Annotated in this window: 24 protein-coding genes, 1 tRNA gene and 1 pseudogene; 9 read left to right on the plus strand and 17 right to left on the minus strand. The window is 55.9% G+C overall.

The genetic code is table 11. The features are described 5' to 3' along the window. The first annotated feature begins 3 nt into the window (after positions 1 to 3). The 5 genes from AC2FIM_RS12355 to otnC are packed head-to-tail and all read left to right on the plus strand — an operon-like array spanning position 4 to position 4,508. A complete protein-coding gene (locus AC2FIM_RS12355) occupies positions 4 to 1,515 on the plus strand; it encodes a tripartite tricarboxylate transporter permease (RefSeq protein ID WP_271951903.1) in 1,512 nt (503 codons plus the stop codon). Then, on the plus strand, positions 1,515 to 1,802 hold the full coding sequence (locus AC2FIM_RS12360) for a putative quinol monooxygenase (RefSeq protein WP_142639562.1): 288 nt from the start codon (positions 1,515 to 1,517) through the stop codon (positions 1,800 to 1,802). The genes AC2FIM_RS12355 and AC2FIM_RS12360 overlap by 1 nt, the downstream gene beginning before the upstream one ends. After that, entirely contained in the window at positions 1,799 to 2,596 is a 798-nt protein-coding gene (locus tag AC2FIM_RS12365) for an N-acyl homoserine lactonase family protein (RefSeq protein ID WP_271951901.1), read from the plus strand. The genes AC2FIM_RS12360 and AC2FIM_RS12365 overlap by 4 nt, the downstream gene beginning before the upstream one ends. After that, the gene (gene otnK, locus AC2FIM_RS12370) at positions 2,593 to 3,870 is read left to right on the plus strand and encodes a 3-oxo-tetronate kinase (RefSeq protein ID WP_271951899.1); all 1,278 of its coding nucleotides are present in this window, start codon (positions 2,593 to 2,595) and stop codon (positions 3,868 to 3,870) included. Before AC2FIM_RS12365 ends, otnK begins: the two co-directional genes overlap by 4 nt. Continuing rightward, positions 3,867 to 4,508, plus strand: a complete 642-nt coding sequence (otnC, locus tag AC2FIM_RS12375; protein WP_271951897.1) for a 3-oxo-tetronate 4-phosphate decarboxylase — start codon at positions 3,867 to 3,869, stop codon at positions 4,506 to 4,508. The genes otnK and otnC overlap by 4 nt, the downstream gene beginning before the upstream one ends. 481 nt (positions 4,509 to 4,989) lie before the next feature. Here otnC and AC2FIM_RS12380 read toward each other — a convergent pair. After that, positions 4,990 to 5,256 (minus strand): annotated as a pseudogene (locus AC2FIM_RS12380) (transposase); the annotation flags it as partial. Positions 5,257 to 5,471: 215 nt separating this feature from the next. Next, on the minus strand, positions 5,472 to 5,840 hold the full coding sequence (locus tag AC2FIM_RS12385) for a hypothetical protein (protein WP_142639554.1): 369 nt from the start codon (positions 5,838 to 5,840) through the stop codon (positions 5,472 to 5,474). A gap of 483 nt (positions 5,841 to 6,323) precedes the next feature. On the opposite strand from AC2FIM_RS12385, the gene AC2FIM_RS12390 reads away from it, so the two are divergent. Next, positions 6,324 to 7,058: a TetR/AcrR family transcriptional regulator gene (locus AC2FIM_RS12390; protein WP_271951895.1), complete on the plus strand. Its 735-nt coding sequence runs from the start codon at positions 6,324 to 6,326 to the stop codon at positions 7,056 to 7,058. A 122-nt stretch (positions 7,059 to 7,180) separates the two neighbouring features. Further along, complete coding sequence (locus AC2FIM_RS12395) at positions 7,181 to 8,287, plus strand: alkene reductase (protein ID WP_496679659.1); 1,107 nt, start codon at positions 7,181 to 7,183, stop codon at positions 8,285 to 8,287. Positions 8,288 to 8,758: 471 nt separating this feature from the next. On the opposite strand, the gene AC2FIM_RS12400 is transcribed toward AC2FIM_RS12395, so the two are convergent. From AC2FIM_RS12400 to AC2FIM_RS12430, 7 genes are all read right to left on the minus strand, one after another. Further along, the gene (locus AC2FIM_RS12400) at positions 8,759 to 10,270 is read right to left on the minus strand and encodes a mannitol dehydrogenase family protein (protein ID WP_496708330.1); all 1,512 of its coding nucleotides are present in this window, start codon (positions 10,268 to 10,270) and stop codon (positions 8,759 to 8,761) included. After that, complete coding sequence (locus AC2FIM_RS12405; RefSeq protein ID WP_282027850.1) at positions 10,270 to 11,043, minus strand: L-iditol 2-dehydrogenase; 774 nt, start codon at positions 11,041 to 11,043, stop codon at positions 10,270 to 10,272. The genes AC2FIM_RS12400 and AC2FIM_RS12405 overlap by 1 nt, the downstream gene beginning before the upstream one ends. Then, positions 11,040 to 12,044, minus strand: a complete 1,005-nt coding sequence (locus AC2FIM_RS12410) for an ABC transporter ATP-binding protein (RefSeq protein WP_142639543.1) — start codon at positions 12,042 to 12,044, stop codon at positions 11,040 to 11,042. Before AC2FIM_RS12410 ends, AC2FIM_RS12405 begins: the two co-directional genes overlap by 4 nt. 12 nt (positions 12,045 to 12,056) lie before the next feature. Continuing rightward, on the minus strand, positions 12,057 to 12,887 hold the full coding sequence (locus tag AC2FIM_RS12415; protein WP_142639541.1) for a carbohydrate ABC transporter permease: 831 nt from the start codon (positions 12,885 to 12,887) through the stop codon (positions 12,057 to 12,059). 12 nt (positions 12,888 to 12,899) lie between these two features. Next, positions 12,900 to 13,766: a carbohydrate ABC transporter permease gene (locus tag AC2FIM_RS12420; RefSeq protein ID WP_142639539.1), complete on the minus strand. Its 867-nt coding sequence runs from the start codon at positions 13,764 to 13,766 to the stop codon at positions 12,900 to 12,902. Positions 13,767 to 13,873: 107 nt separating this feature from the next. Beyond that, entirely contained in the window at positions 13,874 to 15,175 is a 1,302-nt protein-coding gene (locus AC2FIM_RS12425; RefSeq protein WP_271951885.1) for an ABC transporter substrate-binding protein, read from the minus strand. 92 nt (positions 15,176 to 15,267) lie between these two features. Then, positions 15,268 to 16,293 (minus strand): LacI family DNA-binding transcriptional regulator, encoded by a 1,026-nt coding sequence (locus AC2FIM_RS12430; protein WP_271951883.1) that lies wholly within the window; start codon positions 16,291 to 16,293, stop codon positions 15,268 to 15,270. 114 nt (positions 16,294 to 16,407) lie between these two features. Between AC2FIM_RS12430 and xylB the strand changes: the two genes are divergently transcribed. Then, on the plus strand, positions 16,408 to 17,844 hold the full coding sequence (gene xylB / locus AC2FIM_RS12435; protein WP_496679652.1) for a xylulokinase: 1,437 nt from the start codon (positions 16,408 to 16,410) through the stop codon (positions 17,842 to 17,844). An 8-nt stretch (positions 17,845 to 17,852) separates the two neighbouring features. On the opposite strand, the gene AC2FIM_RS12440 is transcribed toward xylB, so the two are convergent. From AC2FIM_RS12440 to AC2FIM_RS12475, 8 genes are all read right to left on the minus strand, one after another. After that, the gene (locus tag AC2FIM_RS12440) at positions 17,853 to 18,371 is read right to left on the minus strand and encodes a GNAT family N-acetyltransferase (protein WP_496679650.1); all 519 of its coding nucleotides are present in this window, start codon (positions 18,369 to 18,371) and stop codon (positions 17,853 to 17,855) included. Beyond that, entirely contained in the window at positions 18,368 to 18,922 is a 555-nt protein-coding gene (locus tag AC2FIM_RS12445) for a helix-turn-helix domain-containing protein (protein WP_496679648.1), read from the minus strand. The genes AC2FIM_RS12440 and AC2FIM_RS12445 overlap by 4 nt, the downstream gene beginning before the upstream one ends. Positions 18,923 to 19,033: 111 nt before the next feature. Next, entirely contained in the window at positions 19,034 to 20,050 is a 1,017-nt protein-coding gene (locus tag AC2FIM_RS12450) for an extracellular solute-binding protein (RefSeq protein WP_496679645.1), read from the minus strand. A 247-nt stretch (positions 20,051 to 20,297) separates the two neighbouring features. Beyond that, a complete protein-coding gene (locus AC2FIM_RS12455) occupies positions 20,298 to 20,864 on the minus strand; it encodes a hypothetical protein (RefSeq protein ID WP_271951874.1) in 567 nt (188 codons plus the stop codon). 20 nt (positions 20,865 to 20,884) lie between these two features. After that, positions 20,885 to 21,406, minus strand: coding sequence for a hypothetical protein (locus AC2FIM_RS12460; protein ID WP_142639525.1), 522 nt, complete (start codon positions 21,404 to 21,406; stop codon positions 20,885 to 20,887). Next, on the minus strand, positions 21,396 to 21,782 hold the full coding sequence (locus tag AC2FIM_RS12465) for a hypothetical protein (protein ID WP_271951870.1): 387 nt from the start codon (positions 21,780 to 21,782) through the stop codon (positions 21,396 to 21,398). Before AC2FIM_RS12465 ends, AC2FIM_RS12460 begins: the two co-directional genes overlap by 11 nt. A gap of 184 nt (positions 21,783 to 21,966) precedes the next feature. Beyond that, positions 21,967 to 22,092 (minus strand): type B 50S ribosomal protein L36, encoded by a 126-nt coding sequence (ykgO, locus tag AC2FIM_RS12470; RefSeq protein ID WP_008562923.1) that lies wholly within the window; start codon positions 22,090 to 22,092, stop codon positions 21,967 to 21,969. 90 nt (positions 22,093 to 22,182) lie between these two features. Continuing rightward, positions 22,183 to 22,257, minus strand: a tRNA-Val gene (locus AC2FIM_RS12475). 148 nt (positions 22,258 to 22,405) lie between these two features. Between AC2FIM_RS12475 and AC2FIM_RS12480 the strand changes: the two genes are divergently transcribed. Then, positions 22,406 to 23,266 (plus strand): N-formylglutamate amidohydrolase, encoded by an 861-nt coding sequence (locus AC2FIM_RS12480; protein WP_271951868.1) that lies wholly within the window; start codon positions 22,406 to 22,408, stop codon positions 23,264 to 23,266. Position 23,267 lies beyond the last annotated feature (1 nt).

The following is a 23,267-nucleotide window of genomic DNA, read 5'->3' on the forward strand; positions in this document are numbered from 1 at the left end:
CGGATGGACTTTATCCTTTCGCAACTGGCTGGATTTGGGACCACATTCGTGGGCCTGGCAGTAGACCCGCTGACCTATCTGTATTTGATTGCATCCGTGTTCCTGGGTATAACGTTTGGCGCATTGCCCGGCCTGACCGCAACGCTGGCAGTGACGATCCTGACGGGTTTCTTCGGCAACAAGATCCCATTGGACTATTCGCTGATCGCTTTGCTCGGGGCCTATGTCGGCGCGATTTACGGCGGCTCTTATCCGTCAATCCTGCTGAACATTCCGGGCACGGCGGCCAGTGCGGCGACGGCCATGGATGGATACCCTCTGGCTAAAGCGGGTCGAGGGGGCGAAGCACTAGGGCTGACCACAACGGCCAGTTTCATTGGTACAGTTATCGGGACCATCACGCTTTTGATCTTTGTCTGGGCGTTGCTTTTGGTTTCAAAAAACATCGCAAGCCCGGAGAAAGCACTGCTGGCCCTGTTCGGCATTCTGCTTTCTGGCACTTTGATGAGCGAAGACCTGGTGATCAAGGGATGGATCGCCGGTCTGATCGGCCTTGCGATGTCCATGGTGGGGCTTGACCCTCTGTTGTCTGAACCGCGCTATACCTTCGGCTGGTCTTACTTGATGAGCGGGTTTCAGGTCGTGCCGGTTTTGATGGGGGCATTTGCCATTCCCCAAATCATCGACGGTTTAAGGCACGTTGAGGCCGGGAAAGCTCTGGCCCTGAAAGGTCGCATCCTTCCGAATCTACGCTCCATCCGACGCTACCTGCCCACCATTGGCCGGTCAGGGGTGATCGGGACAGGGGTAGGAGCACTTCCCGGCGTCGGCGAAGATGTCGCCGGTTGGGTCAGCTACGGTGTCGGTAAGACCGTATCTGCTGAGGGCGATAAGTTTGGAAAAGGGTCATTGGAAGGTCTGCTGTGCTCTGAAACGGCAAACAACGCCTGCATTGGGGGCGCACTAATCCCGCTTTTGGTGTTGGGCATTCCCGGTTCACCACCCGCCGCGGCTTTGATGGGGGCTTTCAAGATCAACAACGTGATCCCAGGTCCGACGATAGACCCCGAGATCATTCTGCGCGTGGTTGCAATACTTGTGTTGGCCTCCCTGACAATGTTCCTGATGGGCCTGTTCACTGCTCGGGTTTTCATCAGAATACTCGCCATCCCGCAGACTATCTTCTTGCCGGTTGTGATGGTTCTAACAACAATTGGGTCTTTCAGCGTCGGTGGTGGCATCAATGATCTTTACCTGATGCTTGGCGTCGGCGCCGTTGCCTATTTCATGAACCTGATGAAATACCCAATCGCGCCATTGGTTATCGGGGTTATTCTGGGCAGCCTGTTTGACGAAACCTTCCGCCGGTCGCTGTTCTTGTCGGACGGGGATCTTTCGGTCTTCTTTTCACGCCCGGGTGCGGCCATTCTGCTGGTGCTCAACATTGGCCTGATCCTCAGCCAACTGCCCGTTGCGAAGCGCGCTTTCTCACGTCTGAAAGGACTTTCCGTCTGATGTTTGTGGTTACTGTCACCTTCACTCTCAAGCCCGGTACGAGAGACACCTTTTTGCCGCTGATGGTCGAAAACGCTTCGACCTCTTTGTGTGAAGAAGCCGGATGCCAGCAGTTTGACGTTTGCCTCGGCGGCAATCCCGATACAGTTTTTCTCTATGAGGTTTATGATGACAGCGCTGCGTTCTCCGCCCACCTGGAAAGCGCGCATTTTCAGGCCTTCGATACGGCAGTGGCTGATATGATCGCTACCAAGGTAGTTCACCAGTACTCCGAGGTCATCCGATGAACGATTGGGAAATCCACGCCGTGAAATACGCGGATCGACATGCGCGGACGCGAGCAGATAGTTTCATCATCGATGATAATCACAGCGCGCCTCATGCGATGGATTACTTCGTTTGGGTGCTCAAACGCGGCAACAAAGTCATTCTGGTCGATACTGGCTACGACTCCGATGAGGCCGCCGCCCGTGGTCGTCCCATTGCGATGGATCCTCGCGAGGCTCTGCGGCCCCTAGGCATTTCACCGGAAGCGGTAACCGAGGTTATCGTGACCCATCTTCATTATGATCACGCGGGGGGGCTGCATATGTTCCCGAACGCGAAGTTGCATATGCAATCGGCGGAGATGGCCTTCGCCACAGGCCCCTGCATGTGCCACGACCATCTGCGCGCACCTTTCACGGCTAGCCATATTTGCGAGGTCGTAAAGCGTCTCTATTCAGGGAACGTCGTGTTCTACGATGGAGAAGCCGAGATTATAGATGGGGTCACGGTGCACTGCATTGGTGGGCATTCGCGAGGGTTGCAATGCGTTCGCGTAAGGACGGAAGCCGGGTGGATGGTGCTCGCCTCTGATGCCTCGCATTACTATGAGAATTTCATGGCGCGCAAAGCCTTTCCCATTGTCGTCGACCTACAGGACATGATGGATGGTTTCGAGACACTCGAGAGGTTGGCCTCGCATCCTCGACTTATCGTGCCCGGCCATGATCCACTTGTGCGTGAGGTTTTTCCAGTCGGTGCAGCGCCGCATATCTATAGGCTAGACCCAGGGCCGACGAGGGACATCGAACTATGAAAATAGGTGTCATAGCGGATGATTTTACTGGTGCGAGTGATATTGCGAACACCTTGGCGAAGGGCATGGAGCCAGAAGGTGGGATACGAACCGCGCAGTTTCCGGGTGTTCCTAATATCCCGGTCGACGAAGAGATCGAAGCGGGTGTGATCTCACTCAAAAGCCGCACTGCACCGGTTGAAGAAGCCATTGCAGACAGTCTGAGTGCTTTGCGGTGGCTCGCGGATCAAGGATGCCAGCAGTTCATCTTCAAGTATTGTTCGACCTTCGATTCCACGACGGAAGGAAATATCGGCCCAGTTGCGAAAGCGCTTGCCGACGAGCTGGACGCGCAAAAGGTGGTTTTCTGCCCGGCCTTTCCGACAACCGGGCGCACCGTCTATCACGGTCACCTATTTGTGCAAGGTAAGCTGTTGCACGAGTCGGGGATGGAAAATCACCCTCTTACTCCGATGACGGATGCTAACATCAGGCGATGGTTGCAGTATCAGACCCAAGAAGCGGTCGGGTTGGTGTCAATTGACGCCGTGGAGCAAGGATCAGAGGCGATTGCTGATGCTTTGCAGAAGGCCGGCGAACGATTTGTAATTGGCGATGCGATTTCGGATGAAGATTTGTTGGCCTGGGGAGAAGCTCTAAAGGATGCCAAGCTCATTACTGGGGGATCGGGTATAGCACTGGGACTACCAAGAAACTTCCTGAGAGAGACTTCATCCAAAAGTGCTGGCACTGTGTTCACTGGTATCGCAGGGCCTGCCGCGATCCTTGCGGGTTCTTGTTCAGGTGCGACCCGCAGGCAGATTGAAATTCACGCGAAGTCCCATCCGACTTTCGCAATTGATGTTTCGGGTGTTATGTTCGGGGATGTGACCACGCAAACGCTTCTGGATTTCTTTGAAGAGCATTCGGGTCAGGCGCCGCTCGCGTATTCATCGGGGAGCCCGGATGATGTGCGTGCGATCCAAGGTCAGTTTGGTCAGGAAGCCGTAGCGGAAAAGCTGGACAATCTCTTTGAAGATACCGCGCGAGAACTTGTCCAAAAGGGCTACAAGCGGTTGGTTGTAGCTGGAGGTGAGACGTCGGGAGCTGTCGCCCAGGCTGTCTCTGAGGCACTGGGGTCACCGGCTATGTCAATCGGGCCAGAGATTGACCCGGGCGTACCTGTCCTGAGCGTTGGAAAAACTGAACCCATCGCAATGGCTTTGAAATCCGGCAACTTTGGCGCTCCAGATTTCTTCTCGAAGGCACTGAGAATGATGGAGGCAGGCAAATGAGTTCTGAAGAACAGGCACTGCGACGGCAGATGTCCGAGCTGTGCGCCTCGCTGTTTGTGCGTGGCTTTTCCGTTGGCACCGCGGGCAATGTCTCTGCGCGTTTACCGGACGGGATTCTCATGACGCCAACGAATTCGACTTTGGGCAATGTTGACCCCGAGCGAATTGCCAAGATTGATTTGGATGGCAACCACCTGTCCGGTGACAAGCCGACCAAGGAGATCTTTCTGCACCAAGCCTTCTATGAGACGCGACCTGAAGTGGGCGCCGTGGTTCATCTGCACTCGACCTGGGCGACCGCGCTGTCGTGTCTGGAAGACACCGATCCCAATGACTGTATTCCGCCGCTTACACCATACGTGGTCATGCGCGTAGGCACGGTTAAACTGGTTCCATACATTAAGCCGGGTGATCCAAAATCCGGTGATTTGATCCGCGAACTGGGCGGCAAGTATAGTGCTGTTCTGCTGGCCAACCACGGTCCCGTCGTATCAGGAAAGGATCTCTTTTCAGCAGTCTGTGCAGCGGAAGAGTTGGAAGAAACAGCCAAGCTGCTCGTGGCACTGCAGGGTATGTCAACCCGGATGTTGGATGTAGAACAAGTCGCAGAACTCAAAGAGGCTTTCGGAAGGATGTAGTTGGACACAGATAGGGAGAGTGTGCAAACTTTTGGGTAAATCGTGCAAAATTATGCGCAAATACCACGCAAAGTTATGGGCAAGAACATCTGAATTTAATGATTGAAATCAATAGCAGAAGCGCAGCGTTATGCGCGTCCCTACAATTTTTGTTGGTGCGCCCATAGCTTTGCAACTCGCCCAAAACATTGGGCGCATTAACCTACAACTTTTTTGGTTTGAGGTTCGATATCTTCGGGTCTCATTCTTGGCTGGTTTCGCAGCATAATCGTAGTACCGGGGAAGATTTTCGGATAGCCGCTACTAGCCCGAAGCGGACATCCAAAACTAGTCTTTGCAGTTTCCGAGATGCGGACTTTTCTGCGGTTCGTGGCAATCTGCCGAACTGGTGTTTCGGCCCTTACCGGACATTCACCCTTCTATCGGAATGGTGCAGCGCGGCCCGTCGAAGCGAACAGCCAACTCACGCGGGGAAAGCTCACTTTCCTTCGGTTGATGTCGCAGCACGTGCCGTGTCGCCAGCCAAACGTTTCTTTCCGGCTTCCGGGAACTCCTTGGACCAGCTGAAATACAGGCTCTGAGCAATGCCTTCGCGACGACATAGCTCTGCAATGCTGTCCTCGCCCTTCAGGCCATCCAGAACGACCCTGATCTTCTCTTCGGCAGAATACTGTTTGTGCGTCGCGCGGCGGATGTCTTTAACAATCTTCTCGCCGTGGCTCTGCTTGGTTCCGGGTTTCTTTCCCATCTCCACTCCTTGGCGGTTACGATGAGCCAGAAACCCTCTCTTATCAAATCAACCTAAACTGTCCCATTGGCGCTGACGTCAGACACTCAGTTAAGTACGCTAAAGAGTGCTGCGTTGAGTGCCCTGATCTTGCTTTTCTTGCCGGTGGCAGAAAAAGCAGGGGAGTCACGAATTTGCCAGATGTTGTACGACGTATGAGTGACCAAAAGCTAAAACTAAGCTGCCATCAGACAACCAGCTTCGCCTGCGATATCGACTATGCAGTCATCGCCGGTCTGAATGCGAATTGCCGGGCTTTCCCCTCCGAGTTCCAATTTGGGTGAGGTTAACCAGAACGCGCATTGCCACGGCGTCATTTCACGTGGCAGGGCTTTCAACACTTTTTCCATCAAAGGAAGCGGGGTTCCATCCTCAGCAAACTGGAAAGATGGATAGGCGTTGGCCCCTTTGTAAGGCAAAGAAAGTACCTTCCCGGTTCTTGTCCAGATATCGGCTATCCGCGTGATTTGCCAGGAGCCATTTTGCCATTGTGCGTGCACTCCGGCATCGTCCAACAACGGATACTCAAGCGCAAAATCATCCATCCGGATGTCATTGACTGCGCTACAATGTCCCTCGAAACTATGCAAATACATCTACTTACTCACCGAACTCACTAACAACTCATGAAACGATACTGACAAGAAGTCGTTCTAGCCAAAGTTAAGAAGTTCACATTGGGCGAATTAAACTTCAGCTAACCTCGCTATTTTAACCTAGCGCGCTGAAATTATTGTTGGTTTGCTTACAACGGCCCGCCGTACTGATGCTCATAAAACCAGTTCTGAATTCGTGGCTTTGTTACTCATTGGGGTAGTAATCCTCACAATTTGAGGGCATTGGCCATGGATCTACCGAACCAATCTCTGGTTTGTGAGTGATCAACATCTAAGTATTGGACAAAGCCGCCAGTCACTCTGTCAAGTGTTGGAAACGAGTACCGAGCGTGGCCTCTCTTTTCTACGAACACGATCCTCTTCGTCTGACACTCCCGCAAGAAGACTAACAGTCCTGATCCTAAGATTAGCGTGACACAAAGCGCGCCGGGGAGGTTTTGCATTTCCACGGACCTAAATTCCTTTCTCTGGTCACAATACGGACTGACCATTCCAAAAATTCCCTACCGCCACCTTGAATTTCTGGGCCAACCATTCCACATCTTGCTCATGAGCAAAGAAACTCTCGCAGTTGGCGACATCAAATCACCCGCAGGCCCGGGTAGGCCTCGCGCCTTTGACGAAGCTGAGGCTTTGGAAAAAGCCTTGTGCGTTTTTTGGCACAAGGGCTACGAGACCGCATCTGTGGATGATCTGACCAAGGCCATGGGTTTGAGCCGGTCCAGCTTCTATGGAACGTTCGTCAACAAGCAGACTTTGTTTCACAAAGCCCTCAGGCACTATTCGAGGCGTGGTTTGAAAAATCTGCGTGACGTTGCAGATGCGGGCGGAAATGACCCCGTTGGTGCGATTATGGAAGCTTTGGCGAACCCGCAAGGCGGTCGTGACGGCTGCATGCTTATCAACTGCCTGACGGAACTTGCTCCGCAGGATGATGAAGTGGCGGCTCTCGGACGGCACCATTTGGAGAGTATTGACGAGATTATTGCGAGAGCGCTTGAGCCTTCGGATCCGGGACAGGTACTCGACAAGGCACGCGCCTTTGCCTCCCTTGCAATTGGCACGCTAGCCTTGCGCAAGGCGGGCATTCCCTCTGAGCAGATTTCGCAAACCCTGAAACAAGCCCGGTTGGTGATTTCGCCATAAGGCCTCCCGCCACAACAAGGAAATGAAACCTAACACAAACTCAATCAAGAGACAGTGACCCTAATATTGGACTAATTGGTCCAATAATATCTGAACGAAGTTTACCAAAGAAGGAAGCAGCAATGGCTGATGAAAAACTGTTCTCCGGCATCAAAGCTGGTGCAATCGAGCTGAAAAACCGCGTTGTCATGGCGCCACTGACCCGCAACCGGGCAAGAGCCGAAGATGACAGCGTCCATGAATTGCAGACCAAGTACTACGTGCAACGGGCGGGTGCTGGATTGATCATCACGGAAGCTTCGCAAATCTCGCCCCAAGGCAAAGGCTATGCCTGGACACCTGGCATTTATTCCGAAGCACAGATTGACGGCTGGAGAAAAGTGACTGAGGCCGTCCATGCTGAGGGCGGCAAGATCGTGATCCAGCTTTGGCATGTGGGCCGGATTTCGCATACCAGCTTACAGCCGGATGGTGGTGCCCCTGTTGCGCCATCTGCGATCGGCGCTAAGGCCAAGACCTTTGATGGTGAGCAGTTCGTCGAAACATCCGAGCCGCGGGCTCTGGCCGTCGAAGAAATTGCTGGCATTGTTGCTGACTACCGGAGGGCCGCGGAAAACGCCAAGGAGGCCGGTTTCGACGGTGTCGAGGTCCATGCAGCCAACGGATACCTTATCGATCAGTTCCTGCGGGACGAATCCAACAAGCGTGAAGACGAATACGGCGGTCCTGTCGAGAACAGAGCACGGTTTCTGAAAGAGGTCATGGACGCAGTTGTTGACGTGTGGGGCGCCGACCGTGTTGGTGTCCGCCTAAGCCCGTTCTCGGACGCCAACAACATCTCCGACAGCGACCCGCAGGGGACATTCACTCATGCGGTCAAATTGCTGAATGGGTATGGGCTGGCCTATCTCCATCTTGTGGAGGGGCAGACCGGCGGCCCCCGCGAAATTCCGGAAGGTGGCGATCTGAAGGCGCTCTATGAGTTGTTTGACGGTGCGAAAATGGGCAACAACGCTTATGACCGGGAAATGGCGGTTGAAGCTGTTGAAACCGGAGCCGTCGATCTGGTGGCCTTTGGCCGGCCGTTTATTTCCAACCCTGATCTCGTCAACCGGTTGGAGAAAGGCGCCGCTCTGAATGAGCTCGATCCAACCACGCTCTACGGCGGCAATGAAAAAGGGTACACCGACTACCCGGCACTGGAAGAGGAAGCTGTTGCAGCAGAGTGATACATCGCTCTTAACTCCGTAGTGACAAGCAATACCAAGCAAAGTGAGCGCGTCGGTTTGGGCGCGCTCACTTGGCAATTACGGAAATATCCATTCTCGAAGCGAGGATCTATCACAAGCCCTCGAAAGAACTGCTTCCCTATGATCAGGGTCGAATATTTCCAATAAGAATTTACTCTTGATTGAGAAACGCCCGGCTTTAGTTGAAGAAGATGTTTGGTGACTACCATCAATTGAGCGCGTTTCTCGAACCGCGCAATGTTATGGGCAAATCGTGCAAATTCATGCGCAAAAGTCTTCAATTTTTGTGAGTAAAATCGATGGCGGCGATGCAGCGTTATGAGAGCACCTACAGTTTTTATGGGTGCGCGCCAATTTGCAGTGTCAGAACCCCTGCGCCGCGTTTGCACGTGATACGTCACGGAACTGCGCGGTCTTGGCCCGCGACTGATCTCCATGTGTTTTGACCGGTTACTCTGACGTGGACGTCTGCGCGACGTAGTCTGCTATCGCAGCGCGGCTGCCATGTCTCCAGATCTTGGTCAGCCAAAAAGAAAAGTCCTGACCAAAGCGGGTATCACGGCCAATCTCGCCGTAATATTGATCCTGCTCGATCCACAGTTTCGGATCATCTCTGGACGCCAGCGCGATGTGCTGAAGAGTGTCCCAATGGGGGTCGTTTGGCGCAATTTCAGACCCATCCTCGCGCCTGCCTGCACACATCCGGCACCAGAATGCCTCGGCCAGGGCCAGCCCGCTGGGGGCAGGGTCCGAGGCAACTGCGTCACGCAGCGAAGGCAGCAAGAACCCGGGATGCCGTGAGGATCCGTCAAACGCGACGCGGCGCGTGGTGTCATGGATGGCGGTGTTTGCAAATCGCTTTTCGACCAGATCAAGATATTCACTTGGTTTAGCGCCGGGGACAGCAGCGACATGCGGGAGGATTTCTTCTGCCTGAATTTTAGCGAAAAACGCCAGGATATCAGAGTCCTGCATGCATCGTGAAATCGTCGGGACGTTCAGGATTTCTCCGACATTCGCAAGCAGCTGATGACCGCCGTTCAAAATACGCAGTTTCATCGTCTCATAGCTATGAACATCGTGGGTCAGTGTGACACCGACTTGTTCGAGCGGCGGACGCCCTGCGCAAAAATTGTCCTCGATCACCCATTGGCGAAAGTTTTCATGTGAGACAGGGACGCGGTCATCGATTCCAAGTCCGTGGCATTGCGAAACAACCTGCTCTGTCGTAGCAGGCACAATGCAATCCACCATCGAATTGGGAAATGCGCCATATTGGTCGATCCATGTGGCTAGATTCGGGTCAGACATACGCGCCAAACCAACAATGCAGTTTCGCAGGATCACCCCGTTGCCCTGAAGGTTGTCGCAGCTGAGCGTGGTAAAGGGTTTCAAACCCTCCTTCTTGCGCTGTCGAAGAGCTGCAACAATGGCGCCAAACGCGGTTCGCGGCTGGTCTGGATGGGCGGCATCGTATCGAATGTCTTCGTGATCGGCGTTGAACGCGCCGGTATTGGCGTCCAGAAAATAGCCGCCCTCGGTCACTGTAAGCGACACAATCCGGATGGACGGATCGGCCATCTGCCGGATCAGCGTCGCATTGCCCTCTTCGATTGGCAGGTAGTCGATCATGGCTCCGACAATTTCGGCGGATATTCCCTTTGGGTCCAGCTCGATCAGTGTTGTCAGACAGTCCTGCGCCAGCAACCTCTCTCGCATTTCGGCATCATAGCTGCGGACACCGGCCCCGATGATCGCCCAGTCCAGTGCTTGGCCCTGTTGCATCAACTGGTGGATATACCAGGCCTGATGCGCGCGGTGAAAATTGCCCAGCCCGATATGGACGATGCCGGGTTTCAGGTCTGTGGGCAGGTAATTCGGTGTCCTGACAGTCGCAGGCATATCTGCAAGGCTGTCGCGCCGCAGCCGCACCGGGGGATTTGCGTTTGCCAGAGGATCCATCAGCTCATCCAGTTCCCGCCGTCGACATTATAGGTTTGCGCGACGATATACTGCGCCTCGTCTGAGGCCAGAAACACGGCCATTCCGGTCAGGTCCTCGGCACGGCCCATCCGTCCGAGCGGCACCGCTGCGGCTACTTCGCGTTTCTTCTGCCCGGGCTCTTTACCCTCATGCTTTGCAAAAAAGGCGTCCACACCATCCCAGTGTTCGCCATCGACAACACCCGGAGCGATGGCATTCACGTTGATGCCGTGTTGGATCAGGTTCAGCCCTGCAGATTGGGTAAGCGAAATGATAGCGGCTTTGCTTGCGCAATAGACGGCGACCAGAGGCTCGCCCCGTCGTCCGGCTTGCGATGCCATGTTGATGATCCGGCCTTTGGTCCCGTGTTCGATCATGTGGCGCGCGACGGCCTGCATCGTGAACAGGGCGCCTGAGACATTGATGTCGAAAACTCGGTTGTAGTCGGTGCGCTCGATTTCGATGATGGGTGCTGCGGTAAAGATGGCAGCGTTATTGATCAGAATGTCGATGGGACCGAAATGTGAAGCCGTCTTTGCCACCGCGGCATCGATGCTCTGCTGGTTGGTCACATCCATCTCGATAGCCAAAGCGGCCTCACCGATTTCGGCGGCCGCGGCTTGCACGCGCGCGCCGTCAATGTCGGCCAGCGCGACACGGGCCCCTTCGGCAACATAGGCTTTGGCAAAGGCCAGTCCGATGCCACGCGCGGCCCCGGTGATCAGGGCGGTTTTACCGACCAGACGTGTCATTCGATCCGCAGGCCCTTTGCGTCAAACCGATGGATCACATCCGCGCGTGGCGTCAGATAGATACGGTCGCCGTGGTTGAAGCCAACTTCACCCCCCGCTCGTACGGTGATCGTGTCCGCAAGGCCGGTTTCGTGAATGTGGAAGAACGTGTCCGAGCCCAGATGTTCGGAAACCCCAACCACCCCGGACCAGGTGCCGGAACTGTCGGATACCTCCAGATGCTCGGGGCGGACCCCGATCGTATGGGCGTCATGTTTCGCGGCCTCTTCGCCCGCAATGAAGTTCATTTTGGGTGAGCCGATAAAGCCCGCGACAAACAGGTTTCGCGGAGTCTTATACAGCTCGAGCGGGCTGCCCACCTGTTCGATCACACCGGCCTGCAGCACGACGATCTTGTCGGCCATCGTCATCGCCTCGACCTGATCATGGGTCACATAGATCATCGTGGTTGCAAGACGCTTGTGTAGCTCGCTGATTTCAAGCCGCATTCCAACGCGCAAGGCGGCGTCGAGGTTCGAGAGTGGCTCGTCAAACAGAAACGCCGCAGGCTCACGTACGATGGCGCGGCCAATGGCAACGCGCTGGCGTTGACCGCCGGACAGTTGGCCCGGTCGGCGATCCAGGTAATCGGTCAGGTTCAGAACATCGGCAGCGCCCTCGACGCGGCGGTCAATCTCGGCCTGATCCAGTTTGGCCATACGCAGCGGAAAGGCGATGTTCTTGCGCACCGTCATATGCGGGTAGAGCGCGTAGGATTGGAACACCATGGCCAGACCGCGCTTTGCGGGCGGGACATCGGTGGCGTCCGCCCCGTCAATGTCGATATTGCCCGAGGTGATATCCTCCAGCCCGGCAATCAGCCGCAACAAGGTGGATTTACCACAGCCCGAGGGGCCGACGAAGACAGTGAACTCGCCATCTTGAATGGTCAGGTCCAGCGGCGGAATGACTTCAACGTCGCCAAATTTCTTGGTCACGGATTTGAGTTGAATGCGTCCCATGCGGAGTTTTCCTTATTTCACGGCGCCGAAGGTCAGGCCGCGGACAAGTTGTTTCTGGCTGAACCAGCCAAGGATCAGGATTGGTGCGATTGCCATGGTCGATGCCGCGCTTAGTTTGGCAAAGAACAGGCCCTCGGGGCTGGAGTAGCTGGCGATGAAGGCCGTCAGCGGTGCCGCGTCGACTGCGGTCAGGTTGAGGGTCCAGAACGCCTCGTTCCAGGCGAGGATAAAGTTCAACAGGATGGTCGAGGCGATACCGGGCACCGCCATCGGCGTCAGCACGTAAAGGATTTCTTCCTTCAGCGTTGCCCCGTCCATGCGGGCGGCTTCCAGGATCTCGCCGGGGATTTCGCGGAAATAGGTGTACAGCATCCAGACAATGATCGGCAGGTTGATCAGCATCAGAACCACCACCAGACCCGCGCGGCTGTCCAAAAGCCCAAGCCGGATGAACAGCAGGTAGATCGGGTATAGAACACCGACCGCAGGCAGCATCTTGGTGGACAGCATCCACAGCAGGATGTCCTTGGTGCGTTTTGATGGCACAAAGGCCATCGCCCAGGCGGCGGGCACCGCGATGATCACGCCCAATATGGTCGAACCGCCCGCGATGATGACCGAATTCCACAGGAACCGCATGTAATCCGAGCGTTCCTGAACGATGGCATAGTTTTCCAGCGTCCAGTCAAAGTTCAGAAACAGCGGCGGGCTGGCGATGGCCTGTGCTTCGGTCTTGAAGCTGGTCAGGATGGTCCAGAGGATCGGGAAAAAGATCAGCAGCCCAACGGCCCATGCCAGGGCGGTGTTAAGCGACTTGCGACGGGGTGTAACTGAGCGGCTCATATCGTTACCTCCTCACGCGTCCAGGTTCTTGCCGACGATGCGCATCAGGAAGATCGCAACGATATTGGCAAGGATGATTGCATAGACACCTCCGGCTGATCCAAGGCCGACGTTCTGGCCCTCTAGCACGCGCTGGAAGATCAAGTAGGTGAGTGTACGGGTGCCGAAGGCGCCGCCGGTGGTCACGAAGATTTCGGCGAAGATCGACAGCAGGAAAATGGTCTGGATCAGGATCACGATGGTGATCGCGCGGCTTAGATGCGGCAGGATGATATGGTAAAAGCGCTTGAGCGGTGGCGCGCCGTCCATTTCTGCGGCCTCCAACTGTTCACTGTCCAGCGACTGGATCGCAGTCAGCAGGATCAGCGTCGCAAACGGCAGCCATTGCCACGATACGATCATGATGATTGACGTCATCGACGCCTCGGATAGCCAGGAAACTGGCTCAGCCCCGAAAAAGCGCCAGAGATGGGCCAGCAGGCCATTGACCGGGTCCATGAACATGTTCTTCCAGACCAATGCGGAAACGGTCGGCATCACAAAGAACGGTGCGATCACTAGGATGCGGACAACGCCTTGGCCCCACATCGGCTGATCCAGCAGCATTGCCAGAAGGATGCCCAGAACAACCGTGATGGCAAGCACGCCGCCGACGATCATCAGCGTGGCCTGAACCGCGGGCCAGAAGGAACTGGAGGAGACGAACCGGACGTAGTTGTCCAAGCCGACCCATCCCAGATCACCGCCGCGCAGGGGCAGGTATTTCTTGAAGGAAAAATACAGCGTCATCGTCAGAGGCACGAGCATCCAGCCAAGAAGCAGGATCACTGCAGGTGCCATCATCAGGCGTGCAACTGATCGGGAATGTTGAGTAGCCATGACGCAAAACCTCTCTGTTCAGGCATAGCTCAGCCTGCGAGAAAAACGCGAGTTGTGGAAGGGTGAAGCGGGGGACAGACGTCTGTCCACCCGCTGGGAAGGAGGCCTTAGTAGCCTGCGGCTTCCATTTCTTCGGCAGTGAAGGCTTGCGCTTTGGCAAGAGCTTCTTCTACCGTTTGCTGCCCGGCATAAACTGCCGAGAACTCCTGGCTCACCTGCGTGGCGATACCTGCGAATTCCGGGATCGCTGCAAACTGAATACCAACGTAAGGCACTGGCTTTACAGTCGGATTGTTCGGATCAGCCGACAGGATCGAGTCCAACGTCATCTTGGCGAACGGAACCGCCTGATAGTCCGGATTTTCGTACAGCGACGTACGTGCGCCCGGAGGCACGTTGGCCCAGCCTTCGTTTTCGGCTACGAGTTCGATGTAGTCTTTGGATGTTGCCCACTCGATGAACTGTTTGGCCGAGTCTGCTTGTTCCGTACCAGCCGGAATTGCCAGAGCCCACGCCCACAACCAATTCGAGCGCTTGCCAAGCCCCGTGTCGGGTGCAAGTGCAAAGCCGACGCTATCCGCGACTGTCGAGTCGGTCGGGTTGGTCACGAAAGAGGCCGCAACCGTTGCGTCGATCCACATGCCGCATTTGCCCTGCTGGAACAACGACAGGTTTTCGTTAAATCCGTTAGTGGCGTAACCTGCGGGGCCGGACTCGTTCATCATACCCACGTAGAAGTTCAACGTGTCAGCCCATTCAGGCTGATCGAACTGCGGCTTCCAATCTTCATCAAACCAGCGCGCACCAAAGGAATTGGACATCGCTGTGATGAAAGCACCGCCTTCGCCCCAACCGGCCTTGCCGCGCAGGCAAATACCGTTGATATCAGCGTCGCGATCGGTCATCGCAGCAGCCGCTTCGCGGATGAACTCCCAAGTCGGAGCGTCCGGCATTTCCATACCCGCTTTTTCCATCAGGTCAGTGCGATACATGATCATCGAGCTTTCGCCGTAGAACGGAGCCGCGTAGAGCGTTCCATCATGGCTAAGGCCGCCTGACATGGCGGGCAGGATGTCACCTACGTCGTATTCATCCGACAGCCCGTCCAGGGGTACCAGCCAGCCGTTCGCGCCCCAGATCGGCGTCTCGTACATGCCGATGGTCATGATGTCGAATTGGCCACCTTTGGTCGTGATATCCGTTGTCACGCGCTGGCGCAGCACGTTTTCTTCCAACGTAACCCACTCGACATCGATGCCGGTCGCTTCGGTGAATTTATCGGTATAGCCCTGCATCCGGATCATGTCGCCGTTGTTCACGGTCGCTATTGTTAAGGTATCCGCTTGGGCTGCTGCCGTGGCGACGAAAGTCATTGCTGTCGCCGCACGAAGTGCGTTCTTGAGATACATCCTTGTCCTCCCTGAGCTTGGATGTTGTTTGGACAGGGTAAGGGGAAAATTGTCGCGGCGTCAATAAAAACTTTACGCGCGTTAATTTTTGATCATGCGGAGTCTCTCAAAACAAGTCGTGCAGGAAACAGTGTTTCCGTCCTCTCGTTAAATTTCCCTCCATTTTCAATGAGTTCAAAGAGAGTTTCGACGCTGCGCCCCGCTACATTGTCGTAGTCATGGGCGGCCGTTGTCAAAGACGGGCAGGTAAACCTTGAGAAGGGATGGTCATCGTTTGAAGCGACCCGCAACGCGCAGTCTTTCTTGCGACCGACCCGAATCCCTTGTTCGTAACATGCCGAAAGAAACCCGATTGCCAGGCGGTCGTTGCTGCATAAAACCGAATCCGTTTTCAGCTCTTGCCGCTCCAGAACTCCGGCGGCTCCATGTTTGCCAATCTCTTCAAATGCCCAACCCTGGCCGTCGATACTAATGACATGTGGTTCAAAGCCGAGCTGTTCCATCACTTCAATATAGGCGTGGCGCCGCTTATTAGCATTGGGGTTCGCTGGCGTTCGCATCTCAAAAAATGACGGCGGTTCGCCGGTGCGGGTCATGTATTCGACGGTTTGTGAGACGAAACTGAAATTGTCCGACCCGATAAAGGCCGCGCCCAGGCCTTCGAGATTACTGTCAAACAGGACGGTCGGCACATTGGCGCAAAACTTCTCGATCGCTGACCGATCCGAGGTGCGCCCCAAGGGCGCCAGCAGCACTCCAGCAGGCTTCATGGATTTCAACCCGTCGAGAATTTCGATTTCCAGCTTGGGATCACCATGCGAGCTGAACAGCGACGGGCGATACCCCGCAGCAATACAGCTTTGTTCCAGATAGCGCGCGATTTCGGCAAAGAACGGATCGGCAAGATAGGGAACCACGATGCCGATATTCTTGGTCAGCTTTCGGTTCTGGTTCACCGCATAGATGTTGGGGCGATAGTCGAAGCGCTCAAGCGCCTCTTCGATGCGGAGCCGTGTTGTGGGTCGAACGCTGTCCGGATCCTGAAAATACTTCGATACGGTGGGCCGAGAGATGCCGCTGAGGGCCGCAAACTCTTCCATGTTCCTGATCTTCGTCATGCCAGTCTGTTCGTCCGCCTTGATCTTATCATAATTTTACATATTCTTTGCGCGCGCAAAAAAAATCAATAGCCTGGCCGGTGATATCGGAATTATGCAAGGCAAGGGGTGTGAATGTATCTTGGGATCGACATCGGAACGTCAGCGGTCAAACTCCTCTGCGCGGATGCCGGCCGAATTCTTGCGACCTCGTCAGTCGGCATCGGGACGTCGTCGCCACAGCCCGGCTGGTCCGAGCAGAACCCGGAGATTTGGTGGCAGGCGACGCGCGATGCGTTGGGCCTGCTTGCTGGCGAAATCTCCCTGTCGGATGTGAAAGCAGTCGGATTGTCGGGGCAGATGCACGGGGCCGTGCTGTTGGACCGCGACCAATGCCCCATCCGTCCGGCGATTCTGTGGAATGACAGCCGCGCGGTCCGCGAATGCGACGACATTCGCGCGGCACAGCCGCAGGTTGGTCACATCGCAGGCGTCTTGCCCTTGCCCGGCTTTACGGCGCCCAAGATTGCTTGGCTGAAACGGCATGAACCGCACAATTTTGCCCGACTCTCCCATATCCTGCTACCCAAGGATTATGTCGGCCTACGCCTGCATGGAGAGCTGGCAACCGATACTTCCGATGCCGCAGGAACAATGTGGCTCGATCAGGCTTCACGCCGCTGGCATACCGGAATGGCGGAAGCCACGGATGTCGCTGTTGACTGGCTGCCGCAGGTGTTCGACGGCCACAATGTCGTTGGCACGGTAACAACGCAGGCTGCAGCTGAGACCGGATTGAACTCCGGCGTGCCCGTCGTGGCCGGAGGTGGGGATGCGGCAACCGGTGCGGTGTCATTGGGCGCAACCGAACCTGGACGTGGGTTTATCTCGTTGGGGACATCCGGTCAGTTGTTTGTTGCGGATCGTAAATACAAGCCCAACCCCGAACGCTATGTCCATGCGTTTGCGCATACATTGCCCGACCGCTGGTATCAAATGGCGGCGATGCTGAACGGGGCAAGGCCCATTTCGTGGATTGGTGACCAGCTGGGGCTTTCGGCTGCCGAGGTTGTCGGGCTTGCTGAAACCGTCAGCGGTGATCGCGTGCCCATATTTCTGCCCTACCTGACAGGTGAGCGCAGCCCCCTGGGGGACCCGCATATCCGAGCCTGTTTCTTTGGCCTTGAGGACGCCACAACGCGTGCCGAGATCTGCCGCTCGGTGGTCGAGGCAATCGCCTTTTGTTTTGCTGATGCTGCACAGAGTTTTGGCGACACCATTGACAGTTTGCCAGAGCTTGCAGCGATTGGCGGGGGCAGTCGATCTGATCTGTTGCTGGGTCTGATTTCAGCTGTAACCGAGAAGCCCATAGTGCGTTCAGTGGGGGCGGAATCCGGCCCGGCCTATGGCGCCGCCCGGCTGGCGGCCTGTGCTGACGGTGCGCTGACCATAGCTGATCTGGCCGAGCAACCTGCGACGACGGACAGGTTCGAGCCTGTAGAAATGCATGCGTTATTTGAACGGCTGGGGCGGTTTCGGCGGCTTTATACTGCCGTTAGCACCGTAGACTGATCGCCCTCTCAGCTAAGGTCTTTGAACATGAAGGTTGTTGGTTCCAGCCGATCATTTTCCGGGCTGCGGCAGTAGTTCGGAATCTCTCCGGCAATTTCAAACCCAAGGCTTTGATAGAGGAGGAGCGACGGGTCCGTGCTGCGCGTGTCCAGCACCAAAAGGGACCGCCCCAGTTCGCGTGCCCGCGCCTCAACCGTCGCCATAAGCGCCCGCCCAATGCCCCGCCGCCGCGCGCGGGGATGAACAAGCAGCTTGGACACGTCGGCGCGATGCGCTTGGTTGGGCATCGCGGCAGGCACCAGCTGTGCGGTGCCGACAATCCGTTCGCCATCACGATAGACGAATATCTCGGCCGCGCCGGTCTGGATGTTTGGCCAGACATGGGACTGCCAATAGCGCTGCGCGTCGTCCGACGGAAATGGCTGAATGAACCCGATACTCGCCCCGTCATGCACGCAGGCGTGCAGTATCTCTGTCAGGTCATCCAGAGCGTTGTTCAGGTCATTGGCTGTCAGTCGCGATATCATATCAGCACCATCAAATACCGCGCACCGCGCTCGGCGTGGGTTTCGAAACGTGTCGGGCCAGACAGGTGATAGCGCAGGCAATCCCCGCTGGTCAGATGATGCGCGGTTCCATCCACGGTCAGGGTCAGGCCACCGTCCAGCATGATCAGGTGATGCTCCTGCCCGTGTTTTGGCGGCGTGTCATAGGTGATCACAACGCCTGGGGGCAGATGGCCTTCCATGACCTCTCCGCCAAGACCCGCGGCCGGAGGGGAGACGGATCGCCGGGTAAAGCCTGTTTCGGGGTCGCGCCATTCGGGTTGATTTTCGAAGGGAACGCGGGGGGCGAAACTGTCCTCGACCATCATCAATAGACGCGACATCGGCAGCCCATAGGCCGCACATAACCGGCCCAGAGTTTCTGCGGTTGGGCTGACATCCCCCTTTTCCAAGCGCGACAGAGTGGCCCGGCTGACACCGCTGTGTTCCGCCAACTGATCCAGCGACCATCCCCGCGTTTGGCGAAGTTGATTCAGGTGGTTTGCAAGGCGGTCGGATAGGGTATCAGGCATAGTTCGTATATGGGAATCATTTTCATATATGAGATTATTGACCGGAAAACATAACTTCACAATAGAAAAGGGCGCAGAAAACTGCGCCCTTCTGCTCGATGGAATGAAAGATTACTTCCAGCCGGCCTCGTTAAAGATCTTCTGTGCCTCGGGGATGTTCTTGGCAACCTCGGACAGGTTGATCTCGTCGGCTTTGTACTCACCCAGGGCGGCAACGTTATCCGCAAGGGCGACGCCTTCGACCGCCGGGAATTCGTCATTTCCGTTCGAGAAATAGACCTGCGCCTGATCGCTGGCGAGGTATTCCAGGAACTTGATCGCGTTGTCCTTGTTCGGGGCATTTGCGGCCACGCCGGCACCGGACAGGTTCATGTGCGCGCCTTCGGCTTCTTGCGCCGGGAACTGGACGCCGATCATGTCAATCTCAGCGCTCAGGCCTTTGACGTCTTTACGCATTGCACGGGCAAAGTAGTAGGAGTTCGAAACGGCGATCTCGCATTCACCCGAAACAATGCCGCGCAGCTGGTCAGTGTCACCGCCCTGTGGTTCACGCGCCATGTTCGCGACCATGCCTTCGGCCCAGGTCTTGGCGGTTTCCGCACCGTGGTTTGTGATGATCGAGGCCAGCAGGGTCTGGTTATAGGTGTTACTGGACGACCGGATGCAGACCAAACCTTTGTATTCGGGCTTGGCCAGATCCAGATAAGACGCGGGCGGGTTGGCCACATCGGCCTTGTCAAAGAAGATGATCCGCGCGCGCTGCGAAAAGCCATACCACTGGTTGTCTTCGTCCTGCAGGTTGGCGGGAATACGTTCTTCCAGAACCGCGCTTTCGACCGGCTGCAGGATACCCGCGTTCTTGGCACGCGCCAGACGCGAGGTATCAACGGTCAGCAAGATATCTGCGGGTGAGTTCGCGCCCTCGGCTTCCATCCGGGCAATCAGCTCGTCCGCTTTGCCTTCGATGCGGTTGATGGTTATACCGGTGGCCTCTTCGAAATCGGAATAGAGGCGTTCGTCGGTGTCGTAGTGGCGCGAAGAATAAAGGTTCAGTTCGCCCTCGGCAGCGGCAGAGGTCGCGATCAGGGCCGTCAGGGCGGCGGCAACGCAGGTAGAGGATTTCAGCATCATGTGTCCCAACATTGAAAATCGGCGCGGGTAATAACCCGACTGAAATGGTCAATTAAACGATTCTCAGGGGGATGCAAGAAATTCCGACAAAATTAGTTGGTCAAATCACCGCCAACATGTCGCTGGCCCCGACCAAGTGGTACTGCACAGCGGGGCCTGAGGGTCGGCAAAGCCGATCCTGGCTACGCCGTCATGGCTGACCTAGTCGTGTTGATTTAAGAACTGAAAAATCGAGAGATGCTGCTTAGCGCTTTCTCTGTCTTTTTTCAGGTTCAGGTGGAGACGGGTCCGGGACAGGTGCGGGGGCCGGCTCAGGGTCTGGGTCGTCGGTCAACACCGGTTCTTTTTTCAGCATGACCTGTGTGACAGCTTCCATATATTTCTGCAGCAAGACCGGCGGATCGGCCGGGGCCAGTTTGATGGTCAGCCTGCTTGCGCCTTCTTGGCTGTACGCATAGCGCGAGGAATAGCTGGCATTGACTTGCGCTGCGACAGGGCCCCAACCACCTTTGACCGAAGCGCTGCCCGCTTTTTCGGTTTGCTTGGTCATTGAGATCGCCATTTTGACCTCAATTTCGGCTTCTTGCACCGCGTAGAATGCGGGTAGAAAGCCCATGGAAACCAAACTGAATTCTTTGGGGGGGCCATTGGGATTGGACAAGTCCGGAAGCTGGATCTTCTGATCGGCCATATATTTGGCGACATCTGTAGAATGTCGATCCAACTCGGTCTGCGACTCGGCAACGGAAAGCGCAAGCTTTTGAACCATTTCCGCAAACGGGACGTTTAGCAGTTCCTGCCCGATACTCATTTCCAATCTCCTCTGTTAATTCAGTCTTTCTCAATAATTTGCGTGGCGGTCCGCCTCCTGACGGAAAAAGTGACTTTGGATGCGTTCTGGCTGATCGCCTGCTTTCGGGCATTCGTCGCGATTTGGGCTTTGGTGCCGTCCTGACCCAACCCAACAACCGCTTCGACTTTGACGTTGTCGATGGTGAAATCACTGCTGCCATCAGACCCGGCGAGGATCTGTTCACCCAGGGCTTGCGAGAATTCCTGCGCGTTGACGACCTGTGTGTCAGGATCGTCCGCTCCCATTGCCGCGCGGCCCTCGGCCATCGGGTTCATCACCGGGTTACCCGCGCCCATCAACATGCCGCCGCTGCCTTCTTCCAGATCGTCGATCCGTTCTTGGAGGTCGTTGATCGTCTCGAGCAGCGCGACTTCGCGCGCCTCCATTGCCGTCATGCGGTTTTCAAGTGACTGAAGCAGAGTGGTGAATGCCTCGGGCATCTCGGTGACGCGGACATCTATGGGCGCTCTTTTGGGGGCTTTGACTTTCTTAGTTGCCATCATTGCCATCCAAAGATCTGCTCTCATCTACGGGACCGGGCGCGAAACGCATTCGCATCGTGGACGCGCTTTTGGAATCGAGCGTGTCTGTCTGAGTCAGCTTCGGGCCAAAAATAAAGGTGCCAATCCTGCTGCGTTGGCCTTCTTCGGTTGAACTGCTCATCTCCATGACGACCTTCAGTTCCACATCGACATCCTGCATGTGATAAAAGACCGGCGGGATGCCAAGATCGCGCAGTTCCTGGGGGTAGTTCTTCAGCGCTTTCAGCTGATCAATGCTAAGCTGTTCGGCCGCCTGGGCCACACTGCGGCCTATATCGGCTACCATGTCGGTCAGAGTTGTTCCGAATATCTTGTCCAGATCATCGTTGGCCAATCCGACCTCCCGTCATAAAATCACGGAAAGCGTAGCACGAGATCGTCCTATCACAACGTTGAATCTCAGAACCGAACTTTCTGAGCGAATTCCTGCAGTTCCGTCCGCATTACATCTGGTTGAAATGCCGGACAAAAAAACCGCACCCGAAGGCGCGGTTCTTTGAATTCAGTATGTGCAGTTCTTAGCCCTGACGAGCTTTGAACCGACGCTGCGTCTTGTTGATCACGTAGACGCGGCCTTTGCGACGCACAACCCGGCAATCACGGTGCCGGTTCTTGAGCGAGCGGAGCGAGTTCTTGACCTTCATGGGTCTGTCTCCAATCTGCGGCGCCTTCATCAAGGACGTGGCCAGCGCCTGGGTTTGCGGGTGCCCCGGAAATCCGAAGCAGTGAGTTCATGGTGGGCGGTACAAGGATCGAACTTGTGACCCCTTCGATGTCAACGAAGTGCTCTACCGCTGAGCTAACCGCCCATGAAACCGTCGCGTGGCCAACCCCATAACGAAATGGGGCGCGGAACCCCGCGCCGGTAGCGGGGTCTATAAAAGGAGTCGCAAAAGGGTTCAAGGGGTTTGGTAGAACTATTTTCCGGTCTATGTTTGGTGCGAACAAGGAGTCGCCATGCAAAACGCTGCTTACCTACTGGATATGCCTGACAAGCGCACGTCCTGTGTGGTTTTTTCCTCTCCGCATAGCGGTCGAAACTATCCAAATGGGCTGATGAAGCGATCGATTCTCAGCCAAGATGTGATTCGTTCTTCCGAGGATGCTTTTGTGGATCAGTTGTTTTCATCAGCGGCGGACCATGGTGCGCCACTGATTTCGGCGATGATGCCACGCGCCTATGTCGATCTGAACCGCAGCGCAGAAGAGCTGGATCCAGCCCTTATTCAGGGCGCGCGCCGCCAAGGCCATAACCCGCGGGTAGCGTCCGGGCTGGGGGTGATTCCGCGTGTGGTCGCCAATGGTCGAGAAATCTATCGCGGTAAGCTGACCATGGATGAGGCGCGTCTGCGAATCGATACCTGTTGGCGTCCCTATCATGCCCGGATCAAATCGTTGCTGGCAGAATCGCATCAGGAATTCGGGCAGGCGATTCTGATCGACTGTCATTCGATGCCGCACGAAGCCGTGGCGCTTGCGTCCACAGTCAATTCCAGACGTCCCGAGATCGTGCTGGGGGATCGGTTCGGTGCCTCTGCAGCGCCAGAGGTCGTCGAACAGATAGAGGGCGCTTTCGTCTCGGCGGGTCTGAGCGTGGCCCGAAATACGCCGTTTGCCGGGGCCTATGTGACCCAGACCTATGGACGCCCCAGCCGCCACCAGCATGCTGTACAGATCGAGATCGACAGATCCCTGTATATGGATGAAAGCAGGATCGAGCCGAATGACAATTTCGCTGCCTTCAAAGAGACCCTGGGCGAAATCATCATGGATATTGCGCGGATCGGGCCTGAGCCGCTGCAGCTTGCAGCCGAATAAC

Source organism: Ruegeria sp. CDSC052 (assembly GCF_059610685.1).